Annotated in this window: 22 protein-coding genes; 7 read left to right on the top strand and 15 right to left on the bottom strand. The window is 69.4% G+C overall.

All coding sequences use genetic code 11. From position 1 onward, the window contains the following. Window positions 1-3 precede the first annotated feature (3 nt). The 5 genes from QNI14_RS12205 to QNI14_RS12225 form a co-directional block, all read right to left on the bottom strand. Window positions 4-810, bottom strand: a complete 807-nt coding sequence (locus QNI14_RS12205; RefSeq protein ID WP_283716897.1) for an ABC transporter ATP-binding protein — start codon at window positions 808-810, stop codon at window positions 4-6. Continuing rightward, the gene (locus QNI14_RS12210) at window positions 807-1,871 is read right to left on the bottom strand and encodes a FecCD family ABC transporter permease (protein ID WP_283716898.1); all 1,065 of its coding nucleotides are present in this window, start codon (window positions 1,869-1,871) and stop codon (window positions 807-809) included. The genes QNI14_RS12205 and QNI14_RS12210 overlap by 4 nt, the downstream gene beginning before the upstream one ends. Continuing rightward, entirely contained in the window at window positions 1,871-2,926 is a 1,056-nt protein-coding gene (locus QNI14_RS12215) for a FecCD family ABC transporter permease (protein WP_283716899.1), read from the bottom strand. The genes QNI14_RS12210 and QNI14_RS12215 overlap by 1 nt, the downstream gene beginning before the upstream one ends. Then, on the bottom strand, window positions 2,923-3,939 hold the full coding sequence (locus QNI14_RS12220) for an iron-siderophore ABC transporter substrate-binding protein (protein ID WP_283716900.1): 1,017 nt from the start codon (window positions 3,937-3,939) through the stop codon (window positions 2,923-2,925). The genes QNI14_RS12215 and QNI14_RS12220 overlap by 4 nt, the downstream gene beginning before the upstream one ends. A 126-nt stretch (window positions 3,940-4,065) precedes the next feature. After that, window positions 4,066-4,698, bottom strand: coding sequence for a biotin transporter BioY (locus QNI14_RS12225; protein WP_283716901.1), 633 nt, complete (start codon window positions 4,696-4,698; stop codon window positions 4,066-4,068). Between the two features lie 160 nt (window positions 4,699-4,858). Here QNI14_RS12225 and QNI14_RS12230 point away from each other — a divergent pair, with 160 nt between their 5' ends. Continuing rightward, window positions 4,859-6,457 carry an ABC-F family ATP-binding cassette domain-containing protein gene (locus QNI14_RS12230; protein WP_283716902.1) on the top strand — a complete coding sequence of 533 codons (1,599 nt, stop codon included), beginning with the start codon at window positions 4,859-4,861 and terminating at the stop codon, window positions 6,455-6,457. Window positions 6,458-6,502: 45 nt separating this feature from the next. On the opposite strand, the gene QNI14_RS12235 is transcribed toward QNI14_RS12230, so the two are convergent. Genes QNI14_RS12235 through QNI14_RS12250 form a run of 4 tightly spaced genes read right to left on the bottom strand, consistent with a single transcriptional unit; the run spans window position 6,503 to window position 8,430 of the window. Then, on the bottom strand, window positions 6,503-7,333 hold the full coding sequence (locus QNI14_RS12235) for an SURF1 family cytochrome oxidase biogenesis protein (protein WP_283716903.1): 831 nt from the start codon (window positions 7,331-7,333) through the stop codon (window positions 6,503-6,505). Continuing rightward, on the bottom strand, window positions 7,330-7,533 hold the full coding sequence (locus QNI14_RS12240) for a hypothetical protein (protein ID WP_283716904.1): 204 nt from the start codon (window positions 7,531-7,533) through the stop codon (window positions 7,330-7,332). The genes QNI14_RS12235 and QNI14_RS12240 overlap by 4 nt, the downstream gene beginning before the upstream one ends. Beyond that, entirely contained in the window at window positions 7,530-7,880 is a 351-nt protein-coding gene (locus QNI14_RS12245; protein ID WP_283716905.1) for a DUF3099 domain-containing protein, read from the bottom strand. The genes QNI14_RS12240 and QNI14_RS12245 overlap by 4 nt, the downstream gene beginning before the upstream one ends. Before the next feature lie 16 nt (window positions 7,881-7,896). After that, window positions 7,897-8,430: a DUF4190 domain-containing protein gene (locus QNI14_RS12250; protein ID WP_283716906.1), complete on the bottom strand. Its 534-nt coding sequence runs from the start codon at window positions 8,428-8,430 to the stop codon at window positions 7,897-7,899. Between the two features lie 91 nt (window positions 8,431-8,521). Here QNI14_RS12250 and QNI14_RS12255 point away from each other — a divergent pair, with 91 nt between their 5' ends. After that, window positions 8,522-9,232 carry a beta-ketoacyl-ACP reductase gene (locus QNI14_RS12255; protein WP_283716907.1) on the top strand — a complete coding sequence of 237 codons (711 nt, stop codon included), beginning with the start codon at window positions 8,522-8,524 and terminating at the stop codon, window positions 9,230-9,232. Window positions 9,233-9,238: 6 nt separating this feature from the next. Here the strand turns inward: QNI14_RS12255 and QNI14_RS12260 are convergent, their stop codons facing one another. The 3 genes from QNI14_RS12260 to glgC are packed head-to-tail and all read right to left on the bottom strand — an operon-like array spanning window position 9,239 to window position 11,874. After that, a complete protein-coding gene (locus QNI14_RS12260) occupies window positions 9,239-9,931 on the bottom strand; it encodes an alpha/beta fold hydrolase (protein WP_283716908.1) in 693 nt (230 codons plus the stop codon). Between the two features lie 39 nt (window positions 9,932-9,970). Next, a complete protein-coding gene (gene serB, locus QNI14_RS12265; protein WP_283716909.1) occupies window positions 9,971-10,606 on the bottom strand; it encodes a phosphoserine phosphatase SerB in 636 nt (211 codons plus the stop codon). 23 nt (window positions 10,607-10,629) lie between these two features. Further along, on the bottom strand, window positions 10,630-11,874 hold the full coding sequence (gene glgC, locus QNI14_RS12270; RefSeq protein ID WP_283716910.1) for a glucose-1-phosphate adenylyltransferase: 1,245 nt from the start codon (window positions 11,872-11,874) through the stop codon (window positions 10,630-10,632). Window positions 11,875-11,950: 76 nt separating this feature from the next. On the opposite strand from glgC, the gene glgA reads away from it, so the two are divergent. The 3 genes from glgA to QNI14_RS12285 all read left to right on the top strand — a co-directional run bounded on the left by glgA (window position 11,951) and on the right by QNI14_RS12285 (window position 14,272). Then, window positions 11,951-13,144: a glycogen synthase gene (glgA, locus tag QNI14_RS12275; RefSeq protein ID WP_283716911.1), complete on the top strand. Its 1,194-nt coding sequence runs from the start codon at window positions 11,951-11,953 to the stop codon at window positions 13,142-13,144. A 10-nt stretch (window positions 13,145-13,154) separates the two neighbouring features. Continuing rightward, window positions 13,155-13,940: an ABC transporter ATP-binding protein gene (locus QNI14_RS12280; protein ID WP_283716912.1), complete on the top strand. Its 786-nt coding sequence runs from the start codon at window positions 13,155-13,157 to the stop codon at window positions 13,938-13,940. An 80-nt stretch (window positions 13,941-14,020) separates the two neighbouring features. After that, window positions 14,021-14,272 (top strand): type B 50S ribosomal protein L31, encoded by a 252-nt coding sequence (locus tag QNI14_RS12285; protein WP_184218081.1) that lies wholly within the window; start codon window positions 14,021-14,023, stop codon window positions 14,270-14,272. A gap of 66 nt (window positions 14,273-14,338) precedes the next feature. Here QNI14_RS12285 and QNI14_RS12290 read toward each other — a convergent pair whose 3' ends face one another. Beyond that, complete coding sequence (locus QNI14_RS12290; protein WP_283716913.1) at window positions 14,339-15,139, bottom strand: exonuclease domain-containing protein; 801 nt, start codon at window positions 15,137-15,139, stop codon at window positions 14,339-14,341. A gap of 65 nt (window positions 15,140-15,204) precedes the next feature. Here QNI14_RS12290 and QNI14_RS12295 point away from each other — a divergent pair, with 65 nt between their 5' ends. Then, a complete protein-coding gene (locus QNI14_RS12295; protein ID WP_283716914.1) occupies window positions 15,205-16,101 on the top strand; it encodes an alpha/beta fold hydrolase in 897 nt (298 codons plus the stop codon). Here the strand turns inward: QNI14_RS12295 and QNI14_RS12300 are convergent. Further along, window positions 16,061-16,618: a CGNR zinc finger domain-containing protein gene (locus QNI14_RS12300; protein WP_283716915.1), complete on the bottom strand. Its 558-nt coding sequence runs from the start codon at window positions 16,616-16,618 to the stop codon at window positions 16,061-16,063. The two genes, QNI14_RS12295 and QNI14_RS12300, sit on opposite strands and share 41 nt — an antisense overlap. 103 nt (window positions 16,619-16,721) lie before the next feature. On the opposite strand from QNI14_RS12300, the gene QNI14_RS12305 reads away from it, so the two are divergent. After that, complete coding sequence (locus QNI14_RS12305; protein WP_283716916.1) at window positions 16,722-17,729, top strand: EamA family transporter; 1,008 nt, start codon at window positions 16,722-16,724, stop codon at window positions 17,727-17,729. On the opposite strand, the gene QNI14_RS12310 is transcribed toward QNI14_RS12305, so the two are convergent. After that, window positions 17,677-18,150, bottom strand: coding sequence for an Lrp/AsnC family transcriptional regulator (locus tag QNI14_RS12310; RefSeq protein ID WP_283716917.1), 474 nt, complete (start codon window positions 18,148-18,150; stop codon window positions 17,677-17,679). The genes QNI14_RS12305 and QNI14_RS12310 overlap by 53 nt on opposite strands. Window positions 18,151-18,252 lie beyond the last annotated feature (102 nt).

Raw genomic sequence — 18,252 nt, forward strand, 5'->3', positions numbered from 1 at the left:
TGGTCAGTCGGCGAGGAGGCGGTGGCGACCGCGGGGGAGGACGAGGGGTGCGCCGGACACCGGGTCGGGGATGACACGGCAGTCGAGGTCGAAGACCTCGCGCATCAGGTCGGCGTCCACGATGTCGGCTGGTGCTCCGCTGGCGACGACGGAGCCGGCGCGAAGCGCGAAGATGTGGTCCGCGTAGCGTGCGGCGAGGTTGATGTCGTGCAGGACCATCACGATCGTCGTGCCGCGCGCGGCATTGAGATCGGTCAGAAGATCGAGCACCTCGATCTGGTGGGACACGTCGAGGAACGTCGTCGGCTCATCGAGGAGCAGGATCTCGGTCTCTTGCGCGAGGGCCATGGCGATCCAGACGCGCTGGCGTTGCCCACCCGACAGTTCGTCGACGGCGCGGTCGGCGAGTTCGAGCACGCCGGTCGCTGCGAGCGCTTCGGTGACGGCGCGGTCATCGTCCGGCGTCCAGGAGCGGAACAGCTTCTGGTGCGGATGCCGCCCGCGACCGACCAGGTCGGCGACGACGATGCCCTCGGGAGACACCGGCTGCTGCGGGAGCAGTCCGAGCGTCCGGGCGAGCTCCTTCGTGGGGATCTGATCGATGCGCTTGCCGTCGAGGACGACACCGCCCTCGAGCGGCGTGATCAGGCGGGACAGCGTCTTCAGGAGTGTGGACTTGCCGCACGCGTTCGCGCCCACGATGACGCTGACGCGTCCAGGCGGGATCTCGAGATCGATCCCGTCGACGATGGTCTTCCCGCCGTAGCCGGCGACGAGGCGCTCGGTGCGGATCGCGTGCTGCACGGTCATGAAGATCCTCCGCGGCGACTCGTACGGATGAGGAGGTAGATGAGGTACGGCGCCCCGAGGATGCCGGTGATGACGCCGACGGGGAACTTCGTGCCGAACGCGAACTGTCCGATCAGGTCGGCTGCCAGGACGAGGCAGGCGCCGGTCAATGCGGCGGGCAGGATCACGGGCGTACCCGGTCCCACGAGGCGCGCGGCGATCGGACCCGCGAGGAAGGACACGAACGCGATCGGGCCGGTGGTCGCGGTGGCGAAGCATGCGAGGGCGACGGCGGCGACGACAAGGAGGATGCGGGTTCGATCGACCTTCACGCCCAACGCGGTGGCGGATGCGTCGCCGAGTTCGAGCGCGCTCAGATCACGGCTGAGGAACAGCACGATCGGAACGAGGATCGCGACGGCGATCCCGAGGGTCGGCACGTCCTCCATGCGCGAGCCGTTGAGGCTTCCGGTGAGCCACCGCGCGGCGACGAGCACGTCGTACACGTTCGCGCGGACGATGAGGAAGGACACGACGGAGTCGAGCATCGCGCCGATGCCGATGCCGATGAGGATCAGTCGGCCGCCGGTCGAGGTGCCTCCGCGCGCGGCGAGGGAGATCGCGAGGGCGGTGATGACGCCTGCTGCGAGCGAGAGCGCACTCGTCGCGCCGTGGCTCCAACCGAGGACGATCAGCGACAGGATCGCGGCGGCACTCGCGCCCGAGGTGATGCCGATGACGTCGGGGCTCGCGAGGGGATTGCGGAGCATGGTCTGGAAGGTCGCGCCGGCGACGCCGAACGCGATGCCCGCGAGGACTGCGATGATCATGCGAGGAATGCGCAGTGTGCCGACGGTGAACGTGGCACCTTGCACCTGCTGGCCGAACATGACGGCGAGCACGTCCGAGGGCGGGTAGATCGTGTTGCCGAGCATCAGCATCGCTGCGATCAGCGCGAGCAGGAGGACCCCCAGCGCCGACATGGCGATGACGCGGCGGCGGGTGCGGTGGCGGCGTCCAGCGCGCACGCGCTCGATCTGTGGCGCGGAGGCGAGGTCGAGGGGAGCGAGGAGGGTCGCCATCACAGCCCCTTCAGTCGGGTGCGGCGTGCGATGACGATGAGGACCGGTGCGCCGAGGAACGCGGTGACGATGCCCGCCTCGACTTCGCTCGGGAAGCCGATCACGCGACCGATGGTGTCGGCGAGAACCAGCAGGATGGCGCCGCCGACGGCGGACAACGGGAGGAGCCACCGCTGGTCGGGTCCAGACACCATGCGGACGATGTGGGGCACCATGAGCCCGACGAACCCGATCGGTCCCGCGACGGCGGTGACGGCGGCGCACAGCGCGACGCCTGCGATCGCGGCGATGAGGCGGATGCGGCCGACATGGACGCCGAGGCCGACGGCGAGGTCGTCACCGAGGGCGAGGGCGTTGAGCGCCGAGGCGCAGAGGATCGCGACGAGCGCGCCGATGAGGAGCACGGGCGCGACGACGGCCATCGTCTCCCATGAGGCGCGACCGACGTTGCCGATCTGCCAGTAGCGGAACTCGTCCATGACGTTCTGCCGGGGGAGGAGGATCGCCGAGATGAGCGAACTCAGCGCGGCGGTCGTCGCAGCGCCGGCGAGGGCGAGTTTGATCGGCGTGGTGCCGCCGGCGCCGATCGAGCCGATGAAGTACACGAAGATCGCGGTGATCGCGGCGCCGATGAAGGCGAGTGCGAGATAGCCGGTGGCGCTCGAGATGCCGAAGAACGCGATGCCCGAGACGACCGCGAGCGCTGCGCCGGTGTTCACACCGAGGATGCCGGGATCGGCGAGGGGGTTGCGGGTGATCGCCTGCATGAGCGCGCCGGAGAGCGCGAGGGCGGCTCCGGCGATGACGGCCAGCACTGTCCGGGGGATGCGGCTCTGCACCGCGATCGCACCGATCTCGGTCGGGGTTTCGCCACGGAACCACATCGTGATGCCGTCAACGACCTCGCCGATCGAGACGGGGCGGGAGCCGAACGCGAGCGAGAGTGCGATCGACACGAGGAGCGCGGCGGCCCCGACGAGCAGGATCGCCACGCGGCGCCGCGCGCCCACCGAGGTGGTGGGCGCGCGGCGTGCGGTGCTGACTGCGGTGGTCACTGAACCTTTGCGGCGGCTTCTTCGAGGAGCGGCACGTAGCGGTCGAGGACCCACGGGATCGACAGCGCGGTCGGGCTGACACCGGCGCTGAGTGCGTCGCCCATGCCGACCTCGATGATCGCGCCCGCCTTGACCGCGGGGAGGGTGCTCCACAGCGGGTCTGCCTGGAGGGCAGCCGCCACGTCGCCGTCGCCGTACGTCACGATGACGTCGATGTCGGCGAGCTGGTCGGCGTTCTCGGCGCTGAAGTCCTTGTAGAACGAGCCGTCGCTCGCGTCGGCGGCGGCGGGCATGTCGAACCCGAGGTCGCCCAGGAACGCGGTGCGCGCGTCACCCTCGGTGTAGATCGAGACCTTCGAGAGGTCGGCGGCGCTCGCCGAGAAGAACGCGGCGGTCTTGCCCGAGAAGTCGGCGTCGGCGGTGGCATCCGCGATCTCGGTCTCGAGGTCGGCGACGAGCTGGTCGCCCTCAGCAGCGAGGCCGAGCGCCTCGGCGTTGATCGTGATGGTGTCGCGCCACGAGGTGAACCAGGCGACCTCGGGGTACGCCACGACCGGGGCGATGTCGCTCAGCGTGCCGTAGCTCGCCTCGTCGAGACCGGACTGGGCGGCCAGGATCACGTCGGGGTCGGTGTCGGCGATCGCCTCGAAGTCGGTGCCGGCGGACGTCGTGAACAGGGCGGGCATCTCGCCGCCGAGCTCCTCGATCTTGTCGAGGCTCCACTCGTAGAGGCCGGGCTCGGCGTCGCCGGTCCAGTTCCAGACCTGGGTGTCGGTGCCGACCGGGATGATGCCCAGCGCAAGCGCGACGTCCTGGTTGCTCCACCCGACCGTCGCGACACGCTCCGGCTTCGCGGCGATCTCGGTCTCGCCGAACGCGTGCGTGATGGTCACGGGGAACGCGTCGTCGGCAGCGGCACCGGGAGTGGCGTCACCGGTGGGCGTGGTCGCGCAACCGGTGAGGAAGAGGAGGGATGCCGCCGAGAGGGCGACGGCAGAGCGAATGCGAGGCACGGATGCTCCTGGTTCGATTGATTAGGGTCGCCTAACCTTACAACCGCGCAGACCCCTGACGAAATCCGTGACGACGCGAAAACGGCCCCCACCCAAGTGGAGGCCGTTTCGTCGAGACGTCGTCGGTCAGCGGCGCCGGTGGCGCTCCACCGCCCGGACGCCGAGCCATGCGGCCGGGACGAGCAGCGCGGCGAACGCCGCCTTGATGAGGCCGGGCACGATGAACGGGAGCACGCCGGAGCTCATGACGAGCGCGAACGTCACGTCGGTGCCGACGACGGCGCCGAGGATCAGCGCCATGTAGGGGACGCCCACGAGGAACGGCATGATCGAGGCGGCGACGAAGCCGACGAATGCGAGCACGGGCTTCCGGTCCCACGCGCGTTCGGCGAACCAGCCGGCGAGGAACGCGGCGGGGATGAATCCGAGGATGAACCCGAACGAGGGGCTGAGCACGTATGCAGGGCCGGCGAGGGCGCCCGCGAAGATCGGCGCTCCGGCGAGGCCCGCAAGCATGTACGAGGTGAGTGCGATCGCACCGCGTCGTGCGCCGAGCGCCGCACCGACGACGATCACGCCGAGGGTCTGCCCCGTGATCGGCACCGGACCGATGAAGAACGACACCTTGGCGAGCAGGGCGACGAGGGCCACGCCCGCGACGACGAGCGCGGCATCTGTCGCGAGCGACCGTGCACGCGTCGTGGGCTGCGCGATCAGATCGGCGAGGACGGGGCGCCGGACGGCGGTGGACAGGGACATGCGGCCTCCTGGAGCGTCGGTGCGCGCGGGGGCGCGCTCGTTCGGCGCAATCCTATGGGCCGCTTCCCCGGGCGCGCGAAACGATGTGGACACGAGACAAGATCTATACTGGGGATTTGGCCGATCGGCCGCTTTCCCTCCCGAAGAACGGACGTCCGCTGTGCTCGCCGTGCACGATCTCGAGATCCGCGTGGGCGCGCGCACCCTCATGTCCGAGGTCTCCTTCCGTGTGTCGCCCGGAGACAAGATCGGCCTCGTCGGTCGCAACGGCGCCGGCAAGACCACGCTGACCAAGGTCCTGGCCGGCGACCTCATCCCGGCCGACGGCAAGGTCGAACGATCCGGCGAACTCGGCTACCTGCCGCAGGACCCCCGGTCCGGCGACCCCGAGATGCTCGCCCGCACCCGCATCCTGGACGCCCGCGGGCTCGGGACGCTCGCGCTCGGCATGCGTGAGGCGACCGAGCTCATGGGCCACGACGACCCTGCCGTCGCCGACAAAGCGATGCGCCGGTACGGCAACCTCACCGAGCGGTTCGAGGCCCTCGGCGGCTACGCGGCCGAGGCGGAGGCGGCATCCATCGCCCACAACCTCTCGTTGCCCGACCGCATCCTCGACCAGCCGCTCAAGACGCTGTCGGGCGGCCAGCGCCGCCGCATCGAGCTCGCCCGGATCCTGTTCTCCGACGCGCAGACAATGATCCTCGATGAGCCGACGAACCACCTCGACGCAGACAGCGTCGTGTGGCTCCGCGAGTTCCTGAAGGGCTACAAGGGCGGCCTCATCGTCATCAGTCACGACATCGAGCTCGTCGGCGAGACGGTCAACCGGGTGTTCTACCTCGACGCGATGCGTCAGGTCATCGACACCTACAACATGAACTGGAAGAACTACCTGCGTCAGCGCGTCGCAGACGAGGAGCGCCGCAAGAAGGAGCGCGTCAACATCGAGAAGAAGGCGACCGCGCTGCAGCTGCAGGCCGCCCGCTTCGGTGCGAAGGCGTCGAAGGCCGCTGCTGCCCACCAGATGGTCGCGCGCGCCGAGAAGATGCTGTCGGGCCTCGAGGAGGTTCGCCAGGAAGACCGGGTCGCGAAGCTCCGGTTCCCGAAGCCTGCGCCGTGCGGCAAGACGCCGCTCATGGCGAAGGACCTGTCGAAGTCGTACGGGTCGCTCGAGATCTTCGCGGGCGTCGACCTTGCAATCGACCGCGGCTCGAAGGTCGTCGTGCTCGGCCTCAACGGTGCCGGCAAGACCACGCTGCTGCGTATCCTCGCGGGCGTCGACAAGGCCGACACCGGTGTCATCGAGCCCGGGCACGGCCTCAAGGTCGGGTACTACGCCCAGGAGCACGAGAACCTCGACGTCGACCGGTCTGTGCTCGAGAACATGATGTCGGCCGCCCCCGACATCACGGCGACCGAGGCGCGCAAGGTGCTCGGGTCGTTCCTCTTCACCGGTGACGACGTCCTGAAGCCGGCCGGTGTTCTCTCGGGCGGTGAGAAGACCCGACTCTCGCTCGCGACGCTCGTCGTGTCGTCGGCGAACATGCTGCTGCTCGACGAGCCGACCAACAACCTCGACCCGGCGTCGCGCGAAGAGATCCTCGGCGCACTCGCGCACTACGAGGGCGCGGTCGTGCTGGTCTCGCACGATGAGGGTGCGGTGCAGGCGCTGAACCCCGAGCGCGTGCTCATCCTCCCCGACGGTGTCGAGGACATCTGGGGTCGCGACTACATCGACCTGATTACCTTGGCGTGACGCGGTCCGGGCACCTTGGCGTGACGCGGTCCGGCTGACCCGGGCTCAGCGGGCGTCGAGGAGCTCGTCCTCGGCTTCCATGTCGCGATCGCGACGTGCGCGCGGTGTGCGCTGGGGAGCGGATGCCTCGTCCTCGTCGTCTTCGCGGCGATGCTTCACCTCGGTGCGGATCATGTACCAGATGAACGCGAAGCCCATCACGGCGAACAGGATCCACTGGATGGCGTACGACAGGTGCGGTCCGGGGTCCTCCGACGGCGCTTCGAGCTGGTTCGGCGCCGTCGCCGGGGCGGGATCCTCCGCGGACATGAGGACGTAGGCCGACGTGAGCATCGCGTCGCCGGCATCGATCCCGTCCGAGATCAGCGGGAGATCGATCGTGGGCACCTGCCCGTCAGGGGCGGAACGGCCATCGCGGGCGGATTGCTCCCCGGGAAGCAGGCGGCCGGTCACGACGACCTCTCCGTCGGGGGCGGCGGGGATCTCATCCGGCTCGGGTTGGTCTCGACCCGGCGGAACCCAGCCGCGATCGACGACGACGATCCGTCCGTCATCGGTGAGGAACGGTACGAGGACCTCGAACGCGCTGGTGCCACCGCGCGGCCGGTTCCGCACCAGCACCGTTTCGTCGGTGAGGTACGTGCCCCGCAGCAGCACCGGGCGCCACTCGTCGTCGGCGTCGAAGCTCGCGCCGGGAGCGATCACCTCAGCGAGTGCGACGGGAGCCTGGTCGTAGTTCCCGGCGACGAGGGCGAGCTCCGCGTCGCGCTCGGCGGTGCGCGCGAACTGCCAGTTCGACAACATGGCGCAGGCGATCGCGAAGACGATCGCGACAGCGACGTAGCCGCTCCACCGGAGCGCGGTGCGACTGTTCACGAGGCATCCGAGACGGGCATGGGGATGACCTCCACGGGGAATTCGCGCGAGGCGAGGTAGTCGTGGAGGAACTCGCGGTGCGCGTCGCAGGCCGCCCAGATCTTCCGTCGTTCGGGTCCATGGATCCGGGGGTTGCGCCACACCACCTGCCATCCGGCGACGGCGCGGCATCCGGCGCGGGAGCACTGGGCGCCGCTCACGAGTCTTCCGATCGTGGCGATTCGTTGATCCGGAAGACGCCGGGGTCGTCGGGCTCGGCCGCGCGCGGCGCACCAGGAGGCGCCTCGACCGCGCGTCGCGGGTCCACCGCGCGCCGCGCGGTCGGTGCGCTGCCGGCATTCGCCACCACGACGGCGACGTAGGGCAGCACTGCCGCTCCGAGCGCGAACACCCAGGTGTACCAGCTGTACGGCGTCACGGTGGCCATCAGGACGAGGCACACCATGCGCACGCCCATGGTGATGTAGTACTTGCGGGAGCGCGCGCGGGCGTCGTCCTCCGGCGCCGTGGCGAGGGAGGTCGCCGACGGTGTGGAGCTCGATCTCATGCGGCGTGACGTGTGATCAGCTCCAAGAACCCGAGCCCGACGATGCCGCGAGCCCGATGACGAAGACGAACCAGATCACCCAGAAGACGATGAACAGCAGCCAGATGCCGGTGCCGACCCAGCCGACGATCGTGCCGGCAAGAGCGATGCCACGACCGTTCTCACCCGAGGTCTTCAGGTTCTTGAGCGCCATGTGCCCGGTGATCACGCCGGCGATCGAGCCGATGAACGGGATGAGCGAAAGCCCGGCGACCGATGCGATGAGCGACACGATCGCGAGCACACTGGTCGGGCGAGGTGGCGCGTACGTGTAGCCGTATGCGGGTGCGGGCTGGCCGTAGGCCGGCGGCGGATACTGCGGGGCCGCGTATCCGGGTGCGCCGTAGACCGGTGCGGCCGGCGGGGGATACGCCCCGGACGGGGGAGCGTCGTATCCTGCGGGCGGAGGGGTGGGCGCGTCACCGACAGGCGGCCGCACGGCACCGGAAGGCGGCTGCGGGACCTCGCCCTCGGGCGGCGTCGGCGGGGTGGGGTTCGTGTCGTCGGTCACGGACATCTCCTTCATGCGGCTGCACCACCAGCGTACTCGTCGCGACGCGGCTAGGCTGGTTCGGTTCACCGCTGCCCGAGCAAGGAGCACCATGTCCTCTGATCGCGTCGTCCTCGTCACCGGAGGCAACCGCGGCATCGGCCGCGCCATCGCCGAGCGCTTCGTCACCGACGGCTACAAGGTCGCCGTCACCGCGCGGTCGGGCGAAGGCCCCGAGGGCACGCTCACGGTGCGTGCCGACGTGACGGATGCCGCGTCGCTCGACGCCGCATACGCCGAGGTCGAGCAGCAGCTCGGGCCGGTCGAGATCGTCGTCGCGAACGCCGGGATCACGAAGGACACGCTCCTGCTGCGCATGAGCGAGGACGACTTCGACTCGGTCGTCTCGACCAACCTCGGTGGGACGTTCCGCGTCGTCAAGCGCGCGGCGAAGGGCATGCTCCGCGCACGCTGGGGACGCGTCATCCTCATCTCCTCGGTCGTCGGGCTCTATGGTTCGGCCGGGCAGATCAACTACTCGTCGTCCAAGAGCGCGCTTGTGGGCTTCGCCCGCTCGCTGACTCGTGAGCTCGGTGCTCGCGCGATCACCGCGAACGTGGTCGCACCCGGCTTCATCGAGACCGACATGACCGCCGCGCTCCCCGAAGACACGCAGGCCGAGTACAAGAAGAACATCCCGGCCGGCCGCTTCGGCGATGCCGCCGAGGTGGCATCCGTCGTCGCCTGGCTCGCCTCCGACGACGCCGCCTACATCTCCGGTGCCGTCATCCCCGTCGACGGCGGCCTCGGGATGGGGCACTGACCCGCGTCATCCGATCGCGGCGAGCAGCTCTCGGATCAGGACCGTCGGGTTCGAGAACTGGGGCCAATGGCCGGTTCCGAGCCGGACGACGTGGGCGTCTTCGATCGCCTCGAACTCGGCTGCGAACGCCCCCCACTGGGCGACGACGCTCCGAAAGGTCGCTTCGTCCATCCCGCCCATGAGCATCGTGACCGGGACGGTGTGGCGCGCCGTGCCCTCGAGCGTGAGCGCATCGGTGGGCACCTTCGCCGGGACGGAGCCGGTCAACGGCGCGGTGCGCTCACGCGTCGCCTGGTCGAGGTCGTCGACGTCCTCGTCGTCGAAGAAGTCCCACCCCGGGAATGCGATCACACCATCCTCGACCGGGAACTCCGAGATCTCGGCGCCGGGCGGCGGCGGTGTCGTGTCGACGAAGACGACACGAGCCACTCGATCCGCGCGTGCCTCGGCGGCGCCCCACGCGACGTTGCCGCCGCCGCTGTGCCCGACGAGGACGACGGGCGCGTCGATCGCATCGATCCGCTCGACGGCAGCGGCGACCCAGTCGGCGATGCCGATGTCGGCCGAGACGGATGCCGGTTCGCCGGTGCCGGGCATCGTCAAGGCATGCGGGGTGTGACCGGCGTCACGCAGTGCAGCCGAGACGTCGTCCCACGACGACGCGTCGAGCCAGAGGCCGGGGATGAGGATGACGTCCATGCCGCGACCATACGCGGCACCCCCGACACCCACCAGCGCTCAGGGGAGGAGCGGGATCACTTCCGCCAGGTCGACCGGGCCGACGACGAGGTCGGCCTGCGCGCGCACCGCGGGCTTCGCGTTGAACGCGATGCCGAGGGCAGCGGCATCCATCATCACCAGGTCGTTCGCACCGTCACCGATCGCGAACGTCTGCGACATCGGCACGCCGTGCTGCTCGGCCCACTCACGCAGTGCGGCGGCCTTTCCAGCGGCATCGACGATCGGACCGTTGACGACGCCCGTCAGCGCACCGTCGGCGTGCGCGAGACGGTTGGCGCGCCACACGTCCACGCCGAGGCTCGGTGCGACGGTGTCGAGGATCTCGTGGAATCCGCCCGAGACGACGGCGGCGATGCCGCCGCGCGCGTGAATGGCGTCGATGAGCTCGCGTCCCCCGGGCGTCGGCTCGATGCGGGCGAGGACGCGTTCGAACGCCGTCAACGGCACGCCTGCGAGCTCGGCGACACGCGACCGGAGGCTCTCGGCGAAGTCGACCTCACCGCGCATCGCGGCTTCCGTTGCCGCCGCCACCTCTGCGCCGCGGCCCGCCTCGTCGGCGATGAGCTCGATGACCTCGTTGCGGATCAGCGTGGAATCGGCGTCGAACACGACGAGGAAGCGGGCGTCAGGCACTGTCCCACGCTACCCGGCCGCGGTCACGCTCGGATGCGCACGTTCTTCCCGACGACTGTCAGCCCGCTGTCCGTCACCGTGAATCCGCGGGCGAGGTCGAGCTCGCGATCGACGCCGACGGTGGCACCCGGCTCGAGGACGACGTTCTTGTCGAGGATCGCGCGGTGCACTCGTGCCCCGGCCCCCACGCTGACGTAGTCGAAGAGCACCGAGTCGGTGATCGTCGAGCCACCGCCGGACAGCGTCCACGGTCCGACGACGCTCCGCTCGAGGTGCGTGCCGGACAGCACGCAGCCGAGCGACACGATCGAGTCGATCGCGTTGCCGATGCGACCCACGCCGTCTCGCACGAACTTCGCGGGCGGCGAGTTCACCGACTGCGAGCGGATCGGCCAGTCGGTGTTGTACAGGTTGAACACCGGCAGCGCGGAGATGAGATCCATGTGCGCGTCGAAGAACGAGTCGATCGTCCCCACGTCGCGCCAGTAGTCGCGGTCTCGATCTGTGGATCCCGGCACGTCGTTGCGCTTGAAGTCGTACACGGCGGCCTCGCCGCGGTTCACGAAGTAAGGGATGATGTCGCCGCCCATATCGTGGTTCGACGTCGGCAACTCGCCGTCCGCCTCGACCGCCTCGATGAGGGCGTCGGTGTCGAAGACGTAGTTGCCCATCGACGCGAGCACCTCTTGCGGGCTGTCGACGAGCCCTGCCGGGTTCTGCGGCTTCTCGAGGAACTCTCGGATGGTCGACCCGTCGGTCGGATCGACGTCGATGACGCCGAACTGGTTCGCGAGTTCGATCGGCTGACGGATGCCGGCGACCGACGCACGTGCGCCGGAGGCGATGTGCGCGTCGATCATCTGCTGGAAGTCCATGCGGTAGACGTGGTCGGCGCCGATGACCGCGACGATGTCGGGCTTCTCGTCGTGGATCAGATTGAGCGACTGGAGGATCGCGTCGGCAGAGCCCGAGAACCACCGCTTGCCGAGGCGCTGCTGCGCCGGCACCGACGTCACATACGCGCCGAGCAGCGCCGACATGCGCCATGTCTGCGACACGTGGCGGTCGAGGCTGTGCGACTTGTACTGCGTCAGCACGACGATCTGCCGGAGGCCCGAGTTGATGAGGTTCGAGATCGCGAAGTCGATCAAGCGGTACTGACCGCCGAACGGGACGGCGGGCTTCGCCCGGTCCTGAGTGAGTGGCATGAGGCGTTTGCCCTCGCCACCGGCGAGGACGATACCGAGGACCTTCGGCGATGCAGGCATGTGCCCACACTATGGCGCTAAGCGGCCGCGCGGCCAGGACTATGTCGCGTGTTTCACGTGCCCTAGAGTTCGGACCATGCGCGTCGACATCATCACGAAGGAGTACCCGCCCGAGGTGTACGGAGGCGCGGGTGTCCACGTGACCGAATTGGTGAGGTCGCTCCGGGAACGACTCGAGGTGCAGGTGCGTGCCTTCGGTGCCGAACGGGGCGAACCAGGCACGTCGTCGTACGCTGTCCCGGCTGGTCTCGCCGGCGCGAACGCAGCCGTCCAGACCCTCGGTACCGACCTCGAGATCGTGGCCGACGTCGCGGGGGCCGATGTCGTGCACAGCCACACGTGGTACGCCAACTTCGCCGGCATGGTCGCCTCGATGCTGCACGGCATCCCGCACGTCGTGACCGCCCACTCGCTCGAACCGCTCCGCCCGTGGAAGGCCGAACAGCTCGGCGGCGGATACGCGGTGTCGAGCTATGTCGAGAAGGCGGCGTATGAGCACGCGGCTGCAGTCGTGGCCGTCAGCGACGGCATGCGGCGCGACATCCTCCGCAGCTACCCGGACCTCGACCCGACGAAGGTGCGGGTTATCTACAACGGCATCGACGTCGATGCCTGGCAGCCGCGCGAGGACCCAGAACTGCTCGAGCGGTGGGGCATCGACCCGTCGCGTCCATCAGTGGTCTTCGTCGGGCGCATCACTCGGCAGAAGGGCCTGCCGTACTTCCTACGGGCCGCCGAGATGCTGCCGCCCGAGGTGCAGCTCGTCCTCTGCGCCGGTGCGCCCGACACCCCCGAGATCATGGCCGAGGTGCAAGAGCTCGTGCGCGGACTCCAGGCCACGCGCGACGGCGTGGTCTGGATCGAGGAGTTCCTGCCCCGACAGGATCTCTGCACGATCCTCACCGCCGCCACCACATTCGTCTGCCCATCGGTCTACGAGCCGCTCGGCATCGTGAACCTCGAGGCGATGGCATGCGGTGCTGCGGTCGTCGGGACCGCGACCGGCGGCATCCCGGAGGTCGTCGTCGACGGCGTCACCGGACGCCTCGTGCCGATCGAGCAGGCGCAGGATGGCACCGGGACGCCGCTCGACCCCGACCGGTTCGTCGCCGACCTGGCCGCGACGCTCACCGAGGTCGTCGCCGACCGCGAGCGTGCGAAGGCGTACGGCACCGCCGGTCGCGAGCGCGCGGCGACCGCGTTCAGTTGGGAGGCGATCGCCGACGCCACGGCGGCGCTCTACCGCGAGGTGGCTGCTCCCGCCGGATAGGCTGGGAACCATGTCTGAGGTCCTCGAACTCGCCGATGTCGTCGTCCGCCGCAACGCCCGCAACATCGTCGACGGTATCGACTGGACCGTCGCAGCTGATCAGCGCTGGGTGGTGCTCGGGCCGAACGGCGCCGGCAAGACCACGATCCTGCAGCTCGCGGCGACCCTGATCCACCCGACCTCGGGATCGGTGACGGTCCTCGACGAGCGACTCGGTCGCACCGACGTGTTCGACCTTCGGCCGCGCATCGGGTTCGCGTCGTCGGCCATGGCCAAGCGCGTGCCGCAGGATGAAGCGGTCATCGACGTCGTCCTCACCGCGGCCTATTCGGTGCTCGGCCGCTGGCGTGAGGACTACGAACCGATCGACGAGCGCCGCGCCCGGCGTGTGCTGGGGGAGTGGGGTCTCGCCGACCTCGCCGACCGCACCTTCGGAACGCTCTCCGATGGCGAGCAGAAGCGTGTGCAGATCGCGCGCGCCGTCATGACCGACCCCGAGCTCCTCCTCCTCGACGAGCCCACCGCGAGCCTCGACCTCGGCGCCCGCGAAGAGCTCCTCGGCCTGCTCGGGGGCTACGCGCAGGAGGCGTCGACCCCCGCGATGATCATGGTGACGCACCACGTCGAGGAGATCCCGGTCGGTTTCACCCACGTGCTCCTCCTTCGCGAAGGCCGGGTCGTCGCCCAGGGGCCCATCGCCGACGCGCTCACCGCCGAATCGCTGACCGAGACGTTCGGCATGCCGATCACGTTGACCGCCGAGGACGGCCGGTTCGCCGCACGCGCGGCATCCTGATAGAATCTCTCTTTGGCGCACTCGCGCCGCAGACTTCCACCCGCCGCTGGCAAAATCCAGGGCACTTCGTGAGGAACCCAATGAAGACTGACATCCACCCCGAGTACAAGGCCGTCGTGTTCCGCGACCTCGGCTCCGGCGAGACCTTCCTGACCCGTTCGACGGTCACGAGCGACAAGACGATCGAGCTGGACGGCGAGACCTACCCGGTCATCGACGTCGAAATCTCGTCCGCTTCGCACCCGTTCTACACGGGCAAGCAGCGCATCATGGACTCGGCCGGCCGCGTCGAGAAGTTCAACCAGCGCTTCAAGAACTTCGGCAGCAAGTAAGCAGCCGCATCGAACGCCCCGCTTCGGCGGGGCGTTCGTCGTTTCCGGCCGCCCGCGGTCGGCGGGTCAGCGGATCGGCCAGCTCCCGTCGAGCGCGTCTTCGGGATCGAGGCGGCCGACCTTGATGAAGTACTCGGTGAGGCTCTCGGCCTGCGCTCGCGCCCACGCGATCTGCTGGGTGTGCAGGTCGGGTGCGGCGAGATCGAGCTCGAAGCGCGCGGCGATCGCCTGCGCGACCCTCCCAGCGGCGACCGCGTCGGCGGCGGCGTCGTGCGCACCCTCCAGCGTGACGGCGTAGTGCGCCGCCACGACCTCGAGCGTCCGCTTGCCGCGGCGGTAGCGATCGTAGGTCTTGTCGACGACGAGCGGGTCGACGACCGGCGATGGTGCGTCGATCGTCGCGAGTCCGTGTCGGATGCCTTCGTACCGGAGCATCGAGAAGTCGAACGATGCGTTGTATGCGACGACCGGGATGCCGGCGTCGAACAGCGCCCGCAGCGCCGCGGTGACCTCGGCCACGACGTCGCCGGCGGGTCGACCTTCGGCTCGCGCGCGCTCGGTGCTGATGCCGTGGATGGCGCTCGCGCCCTCGGGGATCTCGATTCCGGGGTCGGCCATCCAGCTGCGGGCCTCGACGACGGCACCCGTCGCGTCGAGGACGCCGACGTGTGCGGTGACGATGCGGTCCTCGCGGACGTCGACGCCGGTGGTCTCGAGGTCGAACACGCCGATCCGGATGCCGGATGCGGGTGCCTCGACGAGCGCCTCGGCGACGACGGGTGCGACGGCGACCGGCTCCGGCGCGACCGCAGCGGCGTCGCCGAAGGTGTCGTCATCCCAGAGGGGGATCGCATGCCAGCCGGTCATGCTCCGACGCTACGGGGATGCTCCGACATCGCGGCTGCGGCACGCCGCCCTCGTAGACTCGACGGGTGACCGTCCCGAACCCGTACGCCGCCGAGCTCGCACAGATACCGGTGGAGCGGCGCGAGGCGGAGGTTGCGGGATCGGCCACCGCCTACTGGGTGTACGGGGCGGATGACGCCGAGGTGACGATCGTCGCGGTCCACGGATTCCGCGGCGAGCATCACGGCCTCGAGCCGGTGATCGCCCAGTTGCCCGGGTTCCGCATCATCTCGCCCGACCTGCCGGGGTTCGGCGAGACCGCGCCTCTGTCCGGCAGGCACGACCTCGACGCCTATGCCCAGTGGCTCACCGACTTCGTCGCGGCCGTCGCGCCGCGCGCGATCGTGCTCGGCCACTCGTTCGGCTCGATCGTCGCGTCTGCGGCCGTCGCGCGGGGCCTCGCGACGCCGAAGCTGATCCTGGTGAACCCGATCGGCGCGCCCGCGCTCGAGGGACCGCGCGGCATCCTCACCCGGCTCGCGGTGTTCTACTACGACGCCGGTGCGAAGCTCCCCGCCCGCGTGGGAGAAGCGCTGCTGCGCAATCCGCTCATCGTGCGGATCATGAGCCTCGCGATGGTGAAGACGAAGGATGCCGCGATCCGCCGGTTCGTCCACGACCAGCACGACACGTACTTCTCGCGGTTCGCGGACCGTGACACGCTCCGCGACGCCTTCGTCACCTCGGTGTCGCACGATGTCCGCGAGTCCGCGCCGGCGATCGCGCAGCCGACGCTGCTGGTCGTCGCGGAGAAGGACGACATCACACCGCTGTCGGCGCAGTACACCCTGCGCGACCGGTTCCCTGATGCCGAACTCGAGGTGATCCCCGGCGTCGGGCACCTCATCCATTACGAGACGCCACGCGAAGCGGCATCCGCGATCAGGCGCTTTCTTCGGCCTTCCGACGCCGGTACGCGTTGACGTTCATGCGGTTGCCGCAGTTGCCGGTGTCGCAGTAGCGCTTCGAGCCGTTCTTCGAGTAGTCGATGTAGACCGATGAGCAGTCGTCGGCCGAGCAGGTACGGACGCGGTCGAATTTGCCCGACCGGATGACGTCGACGAAGGCCATCGCGACCTCCACCGTGATGCGCGTCGCCAGTGGCGCCGCGTCGTCGGTGGCGTGGATGTGCCAGTCGTACGCGTCGTGGATGACGAGCTGGGGGAGTGCCTTCCCCTCCCGCAGCATCGCGTTGACGATCGGCACGGCGGCCTCGCGGTCGCCGGTCCACAGCAGCCGTAGACGAGTGCGCGCGGCACGGAGCTCGGCGAGCTCTACGTCGTCGCGGCGGATCGTCCCGCTGTAGGGAAACTCTTGCAGGTACGCGGCGAGATCGTCGAGCGTCGCGAGCCGATCGATGCCCTCGGCGTCGGTCTCGGGCAGGGAGTTGACGAGCGCGGTCGCAGCGCGAAGCGAGAGCTCGGTGTCACGGATGAACACGGTGTTGACTCCTGACGTCGACGAGCAGTAGTGTCACCAGTGTAAGCACAGGTCACTCCTGACACTGGCTCCGCAGTCCACGCGCCAGTTCGAGGAGTCCGACGTGACGCACACCGCACCCCACCCGATCGTCCTCCCGGTCGTGCCCGCGCGGGCCGCGCTCGGCGCCCGCGGACTGCTGCTCGCAGTGACGAGCGCGCTGGCGTTCTCGATCAGCGGGCCGATCGCGAAGCCGCTGCTCGAGAGCGGATGGTCGCTGTCCGCGGTGCTCCTGGTCCGTATGACGGTCGCGGGGCTCGTGGTGTCGCCGGCGCTGATCCGCACGCTCCGCGCGCAGCGGGGCTTCCTCCGCACTCATTGGCTGTCGCTCACTGCCTTCGGATTGATCCCGGTGGTCGGCTGCCAGCTCCTCTTCTTCTCCGCCATGCAGCGGATGCCGGTGGCAGTGGCACTCCTCATCCAGTACCTCGCCCCGGTGATGCTCGTCCTCTTCGTGTGGGCGCGCACGCGCATGACCCCGTCGCGCGCGGTGATCGCGGGGTCCGTGATCGCGATGGTCGGACTCGTCCTGGTCGTGGACGTCACGAGCGCGCGATTCGACCTCGTGGGTGTCGGGCTCGCACTCCTCGCCGCCGTCTGCGTGTGCGTCTACTTCACGATGAGCGAGCGCACGGGTCCCGATCTGCCGCCGCTCGCACTCGCGTCGGGTGGACTACTGGTCGGTGCGATCGCCATGGGGATCCTCACCGTGACGGGCATCATGCCGTTCGCCGCGCCCCCGCTCACGGTCGACCTGGTCGGGCTCGAGCTGCCCGCCATCGTGCCACTGCTCCTCGTCGGTGTCTGCACCGCGGCGGGCTACGCCTTCGGCGTCATGGCCGTGCCGCTGATCGGCTCGCGGGTCGCATCCTTCGTCGGACTCTCCGAGGTGCTCTTCGCGCTGATGTTCGCGTGGATCCTGCTGGCCGAGACGCCGGCGCCGGTGCAGTTCCTCGGTGGCGCGCTCATCCTCGTCGGCGTCGTGCTCGTCCGGCTCGATGCGCGCGCCGCTGCGGCGGTCAGTGCTCCCGTCGAGCCGCTGCCAGGAGAGGTCGGACCCGGTATCCGATGACCTCGCCCATGGCGAGCGAGGTCTCGGTGCGCTCCACGCCGTCGATCGCCAGGATGCGGGCGTCGACGTCGAACAGGTGCTGCGTGTCGCGCGCGGCGACCCGCACGAGCAGATCGACCGGTCCGCTCAGGCCGTGACACTGCACGACCTCGGGGATCTGCTCGAGCTCGACCGTGATACGGGGGAGGTCGGCCTGACGCACCTGCACGTGCAGGATCGCGTCGATCGTGTACCCGAGGGCGGCGGGCGACATCGCGCGCTCGTACGACAGGAAGACGCCGGAGCGCTCCAGCTTCGCCATGCGTGCCTGCACCGTGTTGCGGCTCAGGCCGAGTCGCTCGCTGAGCGCGACGACGGTCGCTCGATGGTCCTCGGCGAGGGCGTTCAGGAGCTCGAGATCGACGTGGTCCAGGGCGCTCATAGTGCGAAACCATAGCAGGGGCTCGGCGCGGGGTTTGCGCAGGATGCTCAACGAGCGCGTCGATGCTTGAGCGAGGTGCGATGTCGGCATAGTCTCGCGGCA

The organism is Microbacterium dauci, from assembly GCF_030065535.1.
In the GTDB taxonomy this organism is placed as follows: Bacteria; Actinomycetota; Actinomycetes; order Actinomycetales; family Microbacteriaceae; genus Microbacterium; species Microbacterium dauci.

What these genes read in the sequence shown, in the direction of transcription:
- QNI14_RS12205 (WP_283716897.1), bottom strand. Translation starts at nt 810, where the DNA reads ATGACCGTGCAGCACGCGATCCGCACCGAGCGCCTCGTCGCCGGCTAC.
- QNI14_RS12210 (WP_283716898.1), bottom strand. Translation starts at nt 1,871, where the DNA reads ATGGCGACCCTCCTCGCTCCCCTCGACCTCGCCTCCGCGCCACAGATC.
- QNI14_RS12225 (WP_283716901.1), bottom strand. Translation starts at nt 4,698, where the DNA reads ATGTCCCTGTCCACCGCCGTCCGGCGCCCCGTCCTCGCCGATCTGATC.
- QNI14_RS12245 (WP_283716905.1), bottom strand. Translation starts at nt 7,880, where the DNA reads ATGAGATCGAGCTCCACACCGTCGGCGACCTCCCTCGCCACGGCGCCG.
- QNI14_RS12255 (WP_283716907.1), top strand. Translation starts at nt 8,522, where the DNA reads ATGTCCTCTGATCGCGTCGTCCTCGTCACCGGAGGCAACCGCGGCATC.
- QNI14_RS12260 (WP_283716908.1), bottom strand. Translation starts at nt 9,931, where the DNA reads ATGGACGTCATCCTCATCCCCGGCCTCTGGCTCGACGCGTCGTCGTGG.
- glgC (WP_283716910.1), bottom strand. Translation starts at nt 11,874, where the DNA reads ATGCCTGCATCGCCGAAGGTCCTCGGTATCGTCCTCGCCGGTGGCGAG.
- glgA (WP_283716911.1), top strand. Translation starts at nt 11,951, where the DNA reads ATGCGCGTCGACATCATCACGAAGGAGTACCCGCCCGAGGTGTACGGA.
- QNI14_RS12280 (WP_283716912.1), top strand. Translation starts at nt 13,155, where the DNA reads ATGTCTGAGGTCCTCGAACTCGCCGATGTCGTCGTCCGCCGCAACGCC.
- QNI14_RS12285 (WP_184218081.1), top strand. Translation starts at nt 14,021, where the DNA reads ATGAAGACTGACATCCACCCCGAGTACAAGGCCGTCGTGTTCCGCGAC.
- QNI14_RS12290 (WP_283716913.1), bottom strand. Translation starts at nt 15,139, where the DNA reads ATGACCGGCTGGCATGCGATCCCCCTCTGGGATGACGACACCTTCGGC.
- QNI14_RS12310 (WP_283716917.1), bottom strand. Translation starts at nt 18,150, where the DNA reads ATGAGCGCCCTGGACCACGTCGATCTCGAGCTCCTGAACGCCCTCGCC.